The sequence below is a fragment of the Mesorhizobium sp. NPDC059025 genome (genome assembly GCF_042739655.1).
Classification (GTDB): Bacteria; Pseudomonadota; Alphaproteobacteria; order Rhizobiales; family Rhizobiaceae; genus Mesorhizobium.
Window position 1 is genome coordinate 209829 of the sequence record NZ_JBHYIM010000002.1, and the last position, 14744, is coordinate 224572.

Annotated in this window: 11 protein-coding genes and 1 tRNA gene; 7 read left to right on the top strand and 5 right to left on the bottom strand. The window is 61.2% G+C overall.

Annotated elements, in window-relative coordinates; genetic code table 11:
• Positions 1-44 precede the first annotated feature (44 nt).
• Positions 45-1568, top strand: coding sequence for a DHA2 family efflux MFS transporter permease subunit (locus tag ACFWYE_RS05165; RefSeq protein ID WP_379110037.1), 1524 nt, complete (start codon positions 45-47; stop codon positions 1566-1568).
• Between the two features lie 5 nt (positions 1569-1573).
• Here the strand turns inward: ACFWYE_RS05165 and ACFWYE_RS05170 are convergent, their stop codons facing one another.
• Both ACFWYE_RS05170 and ACFWYE_RS05175 read right to left on the bottom strand, forming a co-directional pair.
• On the bottom strand, positions 1574-3346 hold the full coding sequence (locus ACFWYE_RS05170; protein WP_379110039.1) for a gamma-glutamyltransferase family protein: 1773 nt from the start codon (positions 3344-3346) through the stop codon (positions 1574-1576).
• A 117-nt stretch (positions 3347-3463) separates the two neighbouring features.
• Positions 3464-4978, bottom strand: a complete 1515-nt coding sequence (locus ACFWYE_RS05175) for an NAD(P)H-hydrate dehydratase (RefSeq protein WP_379110041.1) — start codon at positions 4976-4978, stop codon at positions 3464-3466.
• A 304-nt stretch (positions 4979-5282) separates the two neighbouring features.
• Here ACFWYE_RS05175 and ACFWYE_RS05180 point away from each other — a divergent pair, with 304 nt between their 5' ends.
• Together ACFWYE_RS05180 and glnA are read left to right on the top strand one after the other, a co-directional pair.
• Positions 5283-5621, top strand: a complete 339-nt coding sequence (locus ACFWYE_RS05180; protein WP_024926327.1) for a P-II family nitrogen regulator — start codon at positions 5283-5285, stop codon at positions 5619-5621.
• Between the two features lie 58 nt (positions 5622-5679).
• Positions 5680-7089: a type I glutamate--ammonia ligase gene (gene glnA / locus ACFWYE_RS05185; protein ID WP_379072101.1), complete on the top strand. Its 1410-nt coding sequence runs from the start codon at positions 5680-5682 to the stop codon at positions 7087-7089.
• Between the two features lie 260 nt (positions 7090-7349).
• Here glnA and ACFWYE_RS05190 read toward each other — a convergent pair whose 3' ends face one another.
• Positions 7350-8756: an APC family permease gene (locus ACFWYE_RS05190; RefSeq protein ID WP_379110043.1), complete on the bottom strand. Its 1407-nt coding sequence runs from the start codon at positions 8754-8756 to the stop codon at positions 7350-7352.
• 145 nt (positions 8757-8901) lie between these two features.
• Here ACFWYE_RS05190 and ACFWYE_RS05195 point away from each other — a divergent pair, with 145 nt between their 5' ends.
• The 4 genes from ACFWYE_RS05195 to ACFWYE_RS05210 all read left to right on the top strand — a co-directional run bounded on the left by ACFWYE_RS05195 (position 8902) and on the right by ACFWYE_RS05210 (position 13805).
• Positions 8902-9504 carry a TetR/AcrR family transcriptional regulator gene (locus ACFWYE_RS05195; RefSeq protein ID WP_379110045.1) on the top strand — a complete coding sequence of 201 codons (603 nt, stop codon included), beginning with the start codon at positions 8902-8904 and terminating at the stop codon, positions 9502-9504.
• Positions 9505-9540: 36 nt separating this feature from the next.
• Positions 9541-10701: a P1 family peptidase gene (locus ACFWYE_RS05200; protein ID WP_379110047.1), complete on the top strand. Its 1161-nt coding sequence runs from the start codon at positions 9541-9543 to the stop codon at positions 10699-10701.
• Between the two features lie 216 nt (positions 10702-10917).
• A complete protein-coding gene (locus ACFWYE_RS05205) occupies positions 10918-12456 on the top strand; it encodes an undecaprenyl-phosphate glucose phosphotransferase (RefSeq protein ID WP_379110049.1) in 1539 nt (512 codons plus the stop codon).
• Complete coding sequence (locus ACFWYE_RS05210) at positions 12453-13805, top strand: O-antigen ligase family protein (RefSeq protein ID WP_379110051.1); 1353 nt, start codon at positions 12453-12455, stop codon at positions 13803-13805. Before ACFWYE_RS05205 ends, ACFWYE_RS05210 begins: the two co-directional genes overlap by 4 nt.
• Positions 13806-13995: 190 nt before the next feature.
• Here the strand turns inward: ACFWYE_RS05210 and ACFWYE_RS05215 are convergent.
• Together ACFWYE_RS05215 and ACFWYE_RS05220 are read right to left on the bottom strand one after the other, a co-directional pair.
• A tRNA-Pro gene (locus ACFWYE_RS05215) sits at positions 13996-14072 on the bottom strand.
• 126 nt (positions 14073-14198) lie between these two features.
• The gene (locus ACFWYE_RS05220) at positions 14199-14738 is read right to left on the bottom strand and encodes a MerR family transcriptional regulator (RefSeq protein WP_379110053.1); all 540 of its coding nucleotides are present in this window, start codon (positions 14736-14738) and stop codon (positions 14199-14201) included.
• Between the last annotated feature and the right edge of the window lie 6 nt (positions 14739-14744).

The following is a 14744-nucleotide window of genomic DNA, read 5'->3' on the forward strand; positions in this document are numbered from 1 at the left end:
TCGGTCGAATCATATTGTTGAGTTAAATCATCAGGATTTATCCCATGCCATCATCTCGCAGACGCGACCTTGTCGCGGCCGTCTACCTTGGCACCTTCATGGCAACGCTGGCCATCAGCATCGTCACCGTCGCGCTTCCGTCCATCCAGGCGGCGCTCGGAACCGATCTGTCCGGGTTGCAGTGGGTCGTGGGGTCCTACGCGCTTTGCCTTTCCGCCTTCATGCTGTCCGCCGGACCAATCAGCGACCGCTACGGGCGCAAGCGCGTCTGGTTGGTGGGCGTGGCGCTGTTTTCGACTGGATCGGCGATCTCGGCCATGGCTTCGTCGCTCGGCACCCTCATCGCCGGCAGCGCCTTGCAGGGTATTGCGGGTGCGCTGGTCATCCCGGGCGCCTTATCCATTCTGACGCAGGCATTTGCCGATCCCGCGCAACGTGCCCATGTGATCGGAGGCTGGGCATCCTTCAGCGCCGTGTCGCTTATCCTCGGACCGATGCTCGGCGGGTTCCTGGTCGACACTGTCGGCTGGTCGAGCATCTTCCTGATCAACATACCGCTGGGTGCGATCACCATGGTACTCGGACTGAGAGGCATCAGCGAGAGCGCAGACCCTGACCACGCTGCCCTCGACCCTGTCGGACAGGCGCTGTCTGTCGTCTTTCTCGGTGCACTGACCTATGCGCTGATCGGGGCTGGCGATGCCGGCTGGACGTCACCGCGCATTGCCGGCGCGCTTGCTGTCGCGATTGCCGGGTTCGTTGCCTTCATAGCCATGGAATTGCGCGCGGCGCGCCCGGTGCTGCCGGTCGACCTTTTCCGTGACCGGCAGTTCGCAGCGGTCAACTTCGCTTCCTTCGCACTCGGCTTTTCAGGTTACAGCAGCCTGTTCTTCTTTTCCCTGTTTCTCCAGCAGGTGCAAGGCCTGTCAGCAACGGCGGCGGGATGGCGAATGACCCCCGTCTTCGTCGCAATGGCGCTCACCTCTTCCTTGTTCGGCAAGCTTTCGTCGTGGTGCGGAACCCGTTGGCCGATGATCGTCGGCTATGCCCTGCTCGGCAGCTCGATGCTGGCCATGGCCCTGTTCACGCCGGGCACGCCCTACCCGATCATCGCCTCGGTTTTCGCGATCCTGGGCATCGGCATGGGGCTGGCCGTCCCCTCTACCGGGGCGGCGGCAATGGCAGCCACGCCACGCGAAAGAAGCGGGGCCGCCTCGGCAACGATGAACGCACTTCGCCAGGGCGGCATGACGGTCGGCATCGCCCTGCTCGGCACGCTGATGAGCGCCCGCGCCATTTCCTCGCTGACAGACTACCTCTCCACCACGAATGCGACTGACGCCCTCGGTGCCGCAACCACCGCGGTCAGGCAGCACGCGATGCCGGCCGGCCTCGACATGGCGCCCGACCTGTTCCGATCACTGCTTGCAGAGGCCATTGGCCAGGGATTTTCTATGGCCGTTGCCTGCGCCGGGGCCTTGGGTCTGCTGGCAGCCGCCGTGCTCGTGGCAGTTGGACAGCACACCCTCCGCGATCACGGCCCGAACCTCGCGATCGATCCTGGATAATGCCGTTACCATCCTACTGCTTGCCCATCCTTGCGTGGATCGGAACCTGCACGATAAACGCCATTTACGGGAGCCTGCTCGGGGTATCTCGGCGGCGCGGGCATCGACTGGTCCTGCTGAAACAATATCCCCTGAAAACCACCCACACTCATATCCGCCTTCATGGTTTCGACCGGATGACCTAGCGCCCGCAATTGCTGGCCGACCCGTTCGAACAGGCGAGGCTCCAGGACAAGCTTGCCCGGGCCGTCATTCCTCTGCTCATGCACGTAGCGGGCCGCATCCGCTGTTGCCTGCGGACTGAAGCCGAGGTCGATCATGTTCGCCAGGTGCGTGGTGAGTGAATAGGCCTGGATGGAACCCTGCATATTGCCGAAGCCCAACAGCGGCTCACCATCCTTCATCACAAAGCCGGTTATGATGGTGTGGAAGGGACGCTTGCGCGGCTCGACACGGTTTGGGCTGACTGGATCCAACGAGAAGCCGCTCCCCCTGTCGTGCAGGAGGAAGCCGTAGCCCGGAACCGTTATCCTGGAGCCATAGACGTTGTAGACGCTGTGAACTACCGAAGCCATATTGCCCCAGCGGTCGGCGGCAATCAGATTGACCGTGCCACCTTTCAGGGTACCGGCAACGTCGGGCGTTCCAGCTTTCTTCATGTCTATCCTGGAGCAGGCCTCAGCCGCGTGGTCCTTGGACAACAGCCTGCCCAGCGGGACATCCGCGAATCTGGGATCGGCGTTGTATCGAAGCAGATCTGAGTAGGCGAGCTTCTTCGTCTCCACCAGAAGATGCCAGTATTCCGGGAAGCTATGATTGAATTTGCTCAGGTCGAGCCCGAGCTTTTGGCCACAAGCTTCAAGCAGATTCAACTGGAGAAGCGTCGCCCACCCCTGACCGGGCGGCGGCACCTGAAAGACATCGTAGCCACGATAGCTCGTCGTGATCGGCTCGTTCCATTCCGGTTCGAATGCTTCGAGATCCGTGTTGGCCATCACGCCACCGCCCGCCTTCACGCGGGCAACGATCGCGTCAGCCACCGGGCCTTTGTAGAAACCGTCACGCCCCTTCTCCTGCAGCAACCGCAAGGTCCTGGCCAGGTCGGGATTTCTGAGGATGCTGTAAAGTGGCGGTACATCACCATCGCGAAGGAAGACACGCGCGGATTCCGGATCCTTGCGTACGACATCCAGGTTATGCACCAGATCCCTGTGGTGGCGCTCGCTCATTCCCCAGCCTTGTTCGGCAATGGTTGCGGCGCGTTCGAAGGTCTCCTTGAAAGTCATCGTGCCGCAGCGCTTCAACATGGCGTCGAAACCTGCGACCGCACCCGGCACGGTAACGGAATTCACGCCTTCAAGCTTACGGTCCCTGAAATAGTCGGTCGTCCAGCTTTCGGGGGACCAGCCTGCCGAACTGAGGGAATAGAGCTTGCGGTCGGTGGCTGACCAATAAAGAACAAAGACATCGCCGCCGATGCCGGTATCGTTGGGCGACACCACATCGAGCGTCGCCAGTCCAGCGACGGCCGCATCGATTGCGTTGCCGCCCTTCTGCAGGATTTCCAGTCCAGCCTGAGCAGCAAGCGGATGGCTTGTGGTGACCATGCCGTTGCGCGCGACAATCTCTGACCGTCCCTGTTCGGACCATCCCATCGGGCGCATCCCGGGCACGGTCGTGCCATTGAGCCGCCCGCCTGGATTTTCCGTCCCGGTCGGCGTGCCGAAGGGCGTCGCCGATGGCGCAAAACTGCTCGTGACACCCAGGATAGAAGTCATTGTTGCAACACCGGAAACCAGGCAGGATCTTCTGCTTCTCAAAATACCGCTCGACTTGGCAAGCATAAACGTCAACCGCCCCTCACCCCTCGGGCAGCAGAACCGCCTTGACCCCAGCTACCCTCCGTAAAGTTCGGCGAGAACCGGGAGCAGCGCCGTGGGCAGATCCTCGGCGATGAGGCCGGGACCAAAGCGTCGGCCCGCCTCGGCGTGCAGCCAGACACCCGCGCACGCCGCCTCGAAGGCTGGCATGCGCTGCGCGATGAGCCCGGTAACAATGCCGGCCAGCACGTCGCCGGAACCCGCCGTTGCAAGCCATGGCACTCCATTGGCGTTGATCGCTGCGCGACCGTCCGGCGCGGCAATGACCGTATCCGCACCTTTGTAGATGACGACCCCATTCGCTCTTCTGGCGGCGGCACGCGCCTTGCCGAGCTTCGACAGGTCATCGCCCCCGGCAATGTCGGGAAACAGCCGGGCGAACTCACCCTCATGCGGTGTCAAAACCAGCTCGGGGGCACCGGGACGGGCAGCAGCCTCGAACAGCCATTGCGGCGCTTCACGAAAGGCCGTGATGCCGTCGGCATCGAGAACCAGCCCCGCGGCGCGGGGCTCGCTCAACCGGTCACCGGCGGCCAGCACCGCCAGCGCAAAATCGCGCGCCTTTTCACCGACACCAAAGCCTGGTCCCAGCACGAACGCGGAGGAGCGCCCCTCGCCCAACATCGCCGCGAACTCCGCAACGTCCTCAACCTTGCGCAGCATGATCGAAGTCAGGTGCATGGCGTGGATCGCCAATGCGCTGCCAGGCGCCAGAACCGTGACAGCACCAGCCCCGGCGCGCGCGGCGGCCAGCGCCGAAAGCCTGGCCGCGCCCGTCGAGGTCGGCCCTCCTGAAAAGACGCCGACATGGCCGCGGCGATACTTGTGTGTATCGACATCGGGTAATGGGAAGGCTTTCCGCCACAGTGCCGGCTGGTTTTCAAAGGTGCCCACAGCAAGGGAATCGATAACACCCGCGGCGATGCCAATGTCGGCGACGACCACCTCGCCGCAGGATGCGCGGCCCGGCAGCAGCAGATGGCCTGGTTTCTTGCGCGCGAAGGTCACGGTTACAACGGCTTGAAAGGCGTTGCCCTGCACCCTGCCACTTTCACCCGAGACACCGGACGGCAAATCGACCGCGACGACCGGCAATCGTCTGGTGGTGACGAGCGAAAGCGCGCGCGCGGCGTCATCGGCAAGCGGCTTCGACAAGCCGGCGCCATAAAGCGCGTCGACGATCAAATCATCGGCCCCGGCATCGAAATCAGCAATAGGCCGCCCCGACACCGGGCACTCAGCAGCTGCGACGGCGGCATCGCTGCCGTCGCGCGGCGCACCCGAAAACCAGAGTGAAACGGCTACACCGCTCTCATGCAGCATCCTGGCCGCCACGTAGCCATCGCCACCATTGTTGCCCGGACCAGCCAACACATGGACGCGGTTGCTGGACGGAAAGCGCTCGAGCACGACGGCAGCGACAGCCGCACCTGCGTTGCGCATCAAGCCGATGCCGTCGAATGGCCCGTTGGCGATGGCAAGTCGATCGGCCTCGGCCATTTCAGTGGGCGTGAGCAACTCAAGGTTCATGCCGTATCTCCCATTGGCGCGCCCGAACAGACATTCGGACAGTTTGAGACGGGAGGCAAATGCGCAATCCGCGCGCAATTTGCTCAAAAATTGTGCAAACGGTTGGAAATTTGGGCTATGAGGCGACACGCAGCACAATCTACCCGTCACAGGACGAGCGGCGCAAACCTGTTGCGTCATGTGCTTTCCATGAAAATTCGCAACGATACCTTCTCAGCGGAGCCAATTGGCACGCTTCATGCTTCAAGGATGCGCGAGCGGGACTGACAACCCGTTGTACCGGCAGTGGAGGCCCCATATCGACATGAAAAAGATCGAAGCGATCATCAAGCCGTTCAAACTGGATGAAGTGAAGGAAGCGCTTCAGGAGGCCGGCCTGCAAGGCATCACCGTAACGGAGGCCAAGGGCTTCGGCAGACAGAAGGGCCATACCGAACTTTATCGCGGCGCAGAGTATGTCGTCGACTTCCTGCCCAAGGTGAAGATCGAGGTTGTGCTCGGTGACGAGTCCGTCGAGGCTGCCATCGAGGCCATCCGCAAAGCCGCCCAGACGGGTCGCATCGGCGACGGCAAGATTTTCGTCTCCAACATCGAGGAAGTCGTGCGTATCCGGACCGGCGAAACTGGCCCGGACGCGATCTGACGCTCCGCGCCACCGTTTTCAGTTTTCGAATTTCAACGTCATCATACAGGAAAGAGACATGACGACAGCCAAAGACATCTTGAAGCAGATCAAGGACAACGACGTGAAATTCGTCGACCTGCGCTTCACCGACCCCAAGGGCAAGCTGCAGCACGTCACCATGGATGTGGCCGAAGTCGATGAAGACATGTTCGCCGACGGCGTCATGTTCGACGGCTCCTCGATCGGCGGCTGGAAGGCCATCAACGAGTCCGACATGGTGCTGATGCCCGATACCGACACGGTTCACATGGACCCGTTCTTCGCGCAGTCGACCATGGTCATCCTGTGCGACATCCTCGATCCGGTCTCCGGTGAAGCCTATAACCGCGATCCACGCGGCACCGCCAAGAAGGCCGAGGCTTATTTGAGAGCCGAAGGCATCGGCGACACCATCTATGTCGGCCCGGAAGCCGAATTCTTCGTGTTCGACGACGTCAAGTACAAGGCCGATCCGTACAATACCGGTTTCAAACTGGACTCCTCGGAACTGCCGTCCAACGACGACACCGACTACGAGACCGGCAACCTTGGCCATCGCCCGCGCGTCAAGGGCGGTTATTTCCCGGTTCCGCCGATCGACAGCTGCCAGGACATGCGTTCCGAGATGCTCACGGTGCTCACCGAGATGGGCGTGCGCGTCGAGAAGCATCACCACGAAGTGGCTGCCGCCCAGCACGAACTCGGCATCAAGTTCGACACCCTTGTGCGCAACGCCGACAAGATGCTGCTGTACAAGTACGTCGTGCACCAGGTTGCCAATGCCTATGGCAAGACGGCCACCTTCATGCCGAAGCCGATTTTCGGCGACAACGGCTCGGGCATGCATGTGCACATGTCGATCTGGAAGAACGGCAAGCCGACTTTCGCTGGCAATGAATATGCCGGCCTGTCGGAGAACTGCCTGTACTTCATCGGCGGCGTCATCAAGCACGCCAAGGCAGTGAACGCTTTCACCAACCCGCTCACCAACTCCTACAAGCGTCTGGTGCCGGGCTATGAGGCTCCGGTGCTGCTCGCCTATTCGGCTCGCAACCGCTCGGCATCTTGCCGCATTCCATTCGGCAATTCGCCGAAGGCCAAGCGCGTCGAGGTCCGCTTCCCCGATCCGGGCGCAAACCCGTATCTCGGCTTCGCGGCGCTGCTGATGGCCGGTCTCGACGGCATCAAGAACAAGATCCATCCCGGCCAGCCGATGGACAAGGATCTGTACGACCTGCCGCCGAAGGAACTGAAGAAGATCCCGACCGTCTGCGGCAGCCTGCGCGAGGCCCTGCAGAGCCTTGACAAGGACCGCGGCTTCCTGAAGGCCGGCGGCGTCTTCGACGACGACCAGATCGATGCCTTCATCGAACTGAAGATGGCCGAGGTGATGCGTTTCGAAATGACCCCGCATCCGGTCGAATTCGACATGTATTACTCGATCTAAGCTTCCCTATCCGCCTGACGAGAAGAACCCCGGTCGCAAGACCGGGGTTCCTTGCTTTTTGACACACGGTCATGCGGAAGCGCCAGCAGGCGCGGGTTGATCAGCCGCTTCACTGGCATCGACCAGCCCGGGTCGCCGCCGCCTCAGGATCAACGACGCCTTCCCGCCTTGTAACAGCGAGGCCGAGGACGGGTGGTGGGCAAAAAAAAGACCCCGGCCTCGCGGCCGGGGTATTGCTGGATTTGTCGAAGGAGGACGACTTACCCGGCAATCTCTTCGATCTCTTCAGGTGCATGCATCGTCCAATCGGCACGACGCGCCAGGAACACCACATAGTAGACTGCCGCCACGGCCACGATCGCGAGCGTCGCGAGCAGGCTCGGCCTGCCGAAGGCGACGTCCAGCCAGTTCTGATAAGCGACATAGACAAGCGCAACGAAAGCAAGGATCGGCGGCAGCGGGAAAAGCGGCATGCGATAATGCCCCTCCGAGGTTGTGCCGTTGCGGCGCCCGGCAACAGCCGCCAGGCAGAGCAGCGCATAGATGACGACCAGCGACGTGCCGGACACCACCAGAAGCAGGCTGAGATCGATGAAACAGGCTGCGGCTGCGGCAATCGACACCACAATGGTCGCGACCCAGGGCGATGCATAGGTACCATGCACCGACGCGACCGCATTGTTGATCGGTCCGAACCAGGTTTTGTCACGGCCGGACGAAAACAGGAGACGAGACGCCTGCAGCACGATGGCGATCACTGCGTTGAAGATCGCAATCGCGATGGCAAGGCTGACGACCACCGTCAGCGCGTGCCCGCCCCGTGCCTCGAGGAAATATTCAATCTTCGCTGGTGCGGCGAGCAAGGCGGTGAGATCGGGCGAGCCGAGCAGGACAGCGGTCAGCGGGATCAGTTCCGCGGCGACCGTGATGACGAGCGCCCACAGCACGACCTTGCCGATGCTGCGCTTGGCGTCCTGTGTTTCTTCACCGAAATAGGCTGCGGCACCGTAGCCATTGTAGGCAAAGATGGCGACGGCGGTGGCGGCCAGGATCAGACCCGTTGAAGCCGGAACCAGCGAATTGGTTGCAGCGTCGAGAATCTGTGGTGAGGTAAACAGGCTGGAAAGCGGCCGTTCGATGTTGATGAAACCGAGCGCAACCAGGACCAGCAGAGCCAGCATCTCGATGCCGAGGAAGATGCCGGTGACAAAAGCATTAAGCTTGATCCGCAATGCCGCGACGATGCCGGCCAGGATGATCGTTGCCACCCCGACCCACTGCGCATTGAGGTTGGGCAGAAGCACTCCAAGATAGGTGCCTACGCCTAACGCCACCACCGCGATGATCAGCACGATGGAAATGAAGACGAGAACCAGCGTCACAAAACCCCAAAAACGGCCGAGCGTGCGACCGATCATGGTGTATTCGCCACCGGCTGTCGGGTACGCCGATGACAGCTCCGCATAAACGAACGCCATGAACAGGCCGATGATCGCGGCAAAGAGAAATGACAGGAACGAACCTGTGCCGGCCAGTGCGATAACACCGGGCACGATGATGAAAACCGATGACGCCGGCGTCACCGCCGACAGCACGATCATCAATGTGCCCAGTCCGTTGAGCGCGCGATCAAGCCCCCCGCTCGATGGCGTTTCCTGTGATGGCATCAAGCCCTCCCATTTTGATATTATTAAAATAATGCTCCCATCAAAACGCTACGCCCGACTCAGCAATTCGTCAATGAACTTCGGCTAAAATCGCTTGCAATGCTCACAGCATCGATTTTAATTTGAACATCATTCAGGAGAAAATATGAGCAGACCTGCTGCCCAGACCGAACGTCGCCTCACCTTGATCAGCGCCGCCGAGACGATGATCGCCAAGCACGGCCTCGCTGGCGTGACCTTGCGTGCCGTCGCCAATGAGGCAGGCATGAGTTCGAGCGCCGCGCTCTATTACTATCCGGGCCTGAAAGACCTTCTGGACGACGTGCAGAAACAAGCTGTCGAGCGTTTCTGCACGGTAAGGGCCATGGCGATTGCGCAGATTTCGGACCCGCGCGAACGCCTGAAGGCGATGATCCGCTCCGGCATACCTGATGACCCCAGCGACCGGCTTTGCCGACTGCTGATGGAACTTGGTGCCTATGCCCGCTCCGATGCCGCCTATGCGGCGCGTCACATCACGCTGTTCGAGCGGCAGGTCGCCATCTATGTCGGCATCCTCGAGGCAGGCGCCATCACCGGCACGTTCAAACTTTCCGATACCAGCGACACGCTGGCTCGCAGCCTTGTCATTCTGGAAGACGGTCTCGGCCTTCACCTTCTCAACGTCGTACCCGCCGTCGACCATCCAACCGCGCTCCGCATCCTTACTGCCTACGCCGAGACTGCGACCGGCTGCCGCCTCTCCTGACCATTTCTCCAACCGTCAACCTTCAAGGAAGAACGTATGAGTGAGACCTCGCATGTCACGCCCGCAGGCAAACCGCGCGCCCGGGCGCTAGGCATTCCCTTCACCGGCAATCCAGGTCGATTGAACGCGATCACCGACGTGCCTGGGGTCGAGGTCGGCTACACCACGCTGATATCGGGCGACGGCGGCATGGAAATCGGCAAGGGGCCGGTGCGCACGGGCGTCACCGCGATCCTGCCGCTCGGCCGGGAAGGTGCCGGCCAGGCGATCGCCGCCGGCTATCATTCGTTCAACGGCAATGGCGAGATGACCGGCGTGTCATGGCTGGAAGAAACCGGCGCGCTCAACATGCCGATCCTCATTTCCAACACGCACGCGGTCGGTCCCTGCCATCGCGGCACCATAGACTGGATGGTGCGAAACAAGCCGGAGGTTGCCAACCAGTGGATGCTGCCGGTGGCAGCGGAGACCTGGGACGGCTATTTGAACGACATCAACGGACCGCATGTGACGAGCGCCCATGCCGTCGCGGCGCTCGACGCCGCAAGGAGCGGCGCGATCGAGGAAGGTTCAGTCGGTGGTGGCACCGGCATGAACTGCTATGCCTTCAAGGGCGGCAACGGCACTGCTTCGCGTGTCGTCGACTACGGCCATCGCAGCTATACGGTCGGCGTCTTTCTGCAGACCAATTTCGGTTCCCGCAACGAGCTCACCATTGCTGGAGTGCCGCTTGGCGCGGAACTCTCCGACGACAACCCGATGGAGGCCTTTGCAGCCAGCCTGCCCGCCGGGGCCGGCTCCTGCATCGGCATCGTTGCCACCGACGCCCCTCTCCTGCCCGGCCAGTGCAAGGCGCTCGCCAGGCGCGTACCCCTTGGACTTGCGCGCACGGGAACTGCAGGTTCGCATTTCTCCGGCGACATCTTTCTCGCCTTCTCGACCGGCAATCGGGATGCATTAAGCGGCCGTTTTCCGAGGGGCGAACCTGATGCCAGCGCCTACGGCCATATGGATTTCATCCTGTGGGGCCGCATGGACGATTTCTATACCGCGGTGGTGCAGGCCACCGAGGAGGCAGTGGTCAACGCGCTGGTCGCCAATGCGGAGATGATTGGCCGCGATGGCCATCGCAGTCCCGCGCTGCCGCACGATCGTGTCGTAGAGGCCCTCAAGGCACGCGGTGCCATCGCAGGCTGACAGCCGATCCCCGTCCCCACGAAAGCGCGTCGGCGTTCGTCGACGCGCCAGTCAGTCCCGCGTAGTCCCGAACCGATGTTGGCTTTCGCGACAAGCCCACGGCATTCTGCTAGCATGCCTGGAGCAGCACCCCGCTTGAAAGTTTGAACTTAAAGGTTCCAGGAAGAGAATATTAGCTCTCCTGTGATAGGGTGAAGCCAGCTTGGGGACTATTCCATGAACAAGAGCGATCCGGGCAGCCGCTTTTCAGCAGATGCGGTGCGCAAGTTCGAAGATCCGGACGCAGACAAGACGTCTTCCGCCGGCTTGAGCGAGCTTGCCCGCCAGGTGGCTGCGCAGTATCGCAGCGATACGATGTCGCCCGTGATGGTCATCGGCACGTTGCGGCTGATCGAATTTTCGCTGCTGTTCGTGTCCGGCCTTGCCCTCTACGTCTTCTACGAAGGCTTCTTCCAGAACCTCGCCTGGCAATACACGCTGACTTTTGCATCCGCCTCGTTGCTTGCAATTATCCTTCTCGAGGTGGCCGACTGCTATCAGGTCCCGCGACTGCTCAGGCCTGTCGCCAATTTAGGCCGCCTCCTGTCAGTCTGGGCAGGCACGTTCGCGGCGCTTGCCGTCGCCGCCTTCTTCCTCAAGATCTCCGAGGATTATTCGCGACTTCTGTTCGGCACATGGTTCATCGTCGGCTTCGTCCTCACTTTCCTGATGCGGCTGGTCACCGCACGCCTGCTGCGCCGCTGGGCGCGGGACGGACGCATGGAGCGCCGTGCCGTCATCGTCGGCGGCGGCAAGGCGGCGGAGACGCTTATCCGCTCGATCGAAAAGCAGCCGGACAACGATATCCGCATCTGCGGTATCTTCGACGACCGTGACGACAGTCGTTCGCCGCCCGTGGTTGCGGGTTATCCTAAGCTCGGCACCATTGCGGAGCTGCTCGAATTCGCCCGCGTCGCCCGCATCGACATGCTGATCGTGTCATTGCCGATTTCGGCGGAGGCGCGCGTGCTGCAGCTTTTGAAGAAGCTGTGGGTGCTGCCGGTGGACATCCGCCTTTCCGCGCACAGCAACCAGTTGCAGTTCAGGCCACGCTCCTACTCCTACATCGGCTCCGTGCCGATGCTCGACATATTCGACAAGCCGATCAACGACTGGGATTCGGTCGCCAAGCGAGCCTTCGACATCATTTTCTCGATCCTCTTCATCGTCGCATTCTCGCCGATCATGCTGGCGACAGCGATTGCCATCAAGCTGGACAGCAAGGGCCCTGTGCTCTTCAAGCAGAAGCGGCACGGTTTCAACAACGAGGAGATCGTGGTCTACAAGTTCCGTTCCATGTACACGGACAAGTCAGATCCCAGCGCCAAGCAAACCGTCACCAAGAACGATCCGCGTGTGACCCGCGTCGGGCGCTTCATCCGCAAGACCTCGCTCGACGAGCTGCCGCAGTTCTTCAATTCGCTGTTCGGCACGCTTTCGCTCGTCGGCCCGCGACCGCACGCTGTCGCGGCGCAGTCCCACAACCTTCTTTATAATGAAGTGGTCGACGGCTATTTCGCCCGCCACCGCGTCAAGCCGGGAGTGACCGGCTGGGCGCAGATCAATGGCTGGCGCGGCGAGATGGACACCAATGACAAGATCCGCATGCGTACCGAGTATGATCTTTATTATATCGAAAACTGGTCGATGCTGTTCGACCTGAAGATCCTGCTGTTGACGCCGGTACGCCTGCTCAACACGGAAAATGCCTATTGAGCACGCTGACACATGAGCTGCCTTCGAGCGCGGTCAATGCCAAGCTGATCGCGCTGCTGTCATCAAGCGCCATCATTTTCGGCATCCTGCTTTCGGGCTTCGTCATCGAGGAACCCGCCCCGTACGAGCTTTACATGGCAGCGCTGATCGGCGTGTGGGCGCTTTTCGGCCTGCACATTTCGCGGCCGGTCGTGCCACTGCTCATCCTGCTGGTGTCAATGAACATTGGCGGCATGATCGCCATGACGCAAATGGCGGACCTTTCGTGGACGCCGCTTTATCTGGCCGTCTCGCTGTTTCTGGCCTTCACCGCTGTTTTCTTCGCTTCCGTGCTCGAGCGGAAGCCGGATCTCTACAGGCTCATCTTCCTGGCCTATGTGACCACTGCGGTCTTCACCTCGATCCTCGGCATTGCCGGCTATTTCAGGCTGTTTCCGGGGGCCGAAATCTTCACCAAGTATGAGCGCGCCGCCGGCGCCTTCCAGGATCCGAACGTCTTTGGCCCGTTCCTCGTCCTGCCCGGCATCTACCTGTTCTACAGACTGCTGACCGGGCCTGTGCAGCGAATGCCGTTCCTGGCAATACCGTTGCTGATCGTGGTCGGCGGTATCTTTCTGTCCTTTTCGCGTGGCGCCTGGGGCCTGTTTGGCGTGGCTGTCATCCTGCTGACCGGGCTGGTGTTCCTTGAGAACACCAGCGGCCGATTCCGGCTGCGCGTTGTGATCATGACCATTGCAGCACTGGTGCTGCTGGTGGTTGCAATGCTCGTGGTGCTGCAGATACCGGGCGTGTCGGAGATGCTGACCACGCGCGCGAGACTAGCGCAAGACTACGATTCGGCGCGTCTCGGCCGGTTTGCCCGCTATGGCATCGGCTTCATGCTGGCCCTGGAAAAGCCGTTCGGCATCGGCGCGCTGGTGTTCGGCAAGATCTACGGCGAAGACACCCATAACATCTGGCTGAAGACGCTGATGGATTATGGCTGGCTGGGTTTTGTGTCTTACCTGACGCTGACGATCTGGACGATCGCCGCCGGCTTCCGCCTGCTGCTGCGCAACAGGCCATGGCAACCTTATGTTCTATGCGCTTATGTCGTCTATGTCGGCCATATCGGGCTTGGCAGCGTCATCGATATCGACCACTGGCGCCATTTCTACCTGCTGCTTGGCCTTGTCTGGGGTGGCATCGCGCTGGAATACCGTTATCAGCGTGGATTGATTGCCTTGGCCGAGCCCGTCGCTACACAAACAAGCCGCCGGCAGAGCGTCGGTCCGGCTGTCCTCAGCGGGCAAGAGGCCCAGCCCGCCGTCCGCTCCGTATCATTGTTGTCCCTGGCGCCCGCGAACTAGAGCGGTTCCGTTTTTCACGGAAACGCGGAAATGCTCTAAGCTTTTGTTTTCACCGCATTTTTGCAACGCCAAGCGATTCCACTTGGCTAAAATGCTCTAGGTTCCGGAACGAAAGCCAGGTCCAGCCCTTGCGGGCATGGGTAATTGCCGGGCGAACCGGCAATGGGGTCAAGTCAATCTGTCTGAAAAATGGTCGGAGTGGCCGGATTCGAACCGACGACCCCTTGACCCCCAGTCAAGTGCGCTACCGGGCTGCGCTACACTCCGAGCCGGTCGCGATGTACGTGATACCCCTGCGCCGGTCAACCTGTTTTGCAAGCGATTTTGCGAAGTGGAGCCAAGCCTCTGCAAAGGAACATTGTCTGCCGACATTTCTGTCGATCCGGCAGACTGCTACCGCACCTGATCGAGCAGGCGCTTGCACTCCAGCAAGTCGAACAGCGCCTCCTGCAGCAATGCGCGATTGTCGCGCGAAAGCTTACCGGAACCGGCCTGCACGGGGCCCTCATCGTCGGCCTTGCCGAGACCAAAGAAACGGCGATTTGGCTTGGCTGTCGGCTGGCCGACCAGCATCTCGTCGTCGGTGCGCGGTTGCGCGGCCGACGTCAGCGGCACTTCTTCGGCCTGGCGGCGCTGCGCAATCGCCTCGACGGCTGCGACATCACCATGACCAACGGCGATCAGGAACTGGTTGCCGTTCTCCCGCAGCAGCTTCTGCACACCCTTGATGGTGTAGCCCTGGTCGTAGAGCATGTGGCGGATGCCCTTGATCAGCTCGACATCCTGCGGCCGGTAATAACGACGGCCGCCGCCGCGTTTCATCGGCTTGATCTGATTGAAACGCGTCTCCCAGAACCGCAACACATGCTGTGGCAGATCAAGGTCTTCGGCGACCTCGGAAATGGTGCGGAAGGCGTCGGGGCTCTTGTCCATGGGTGG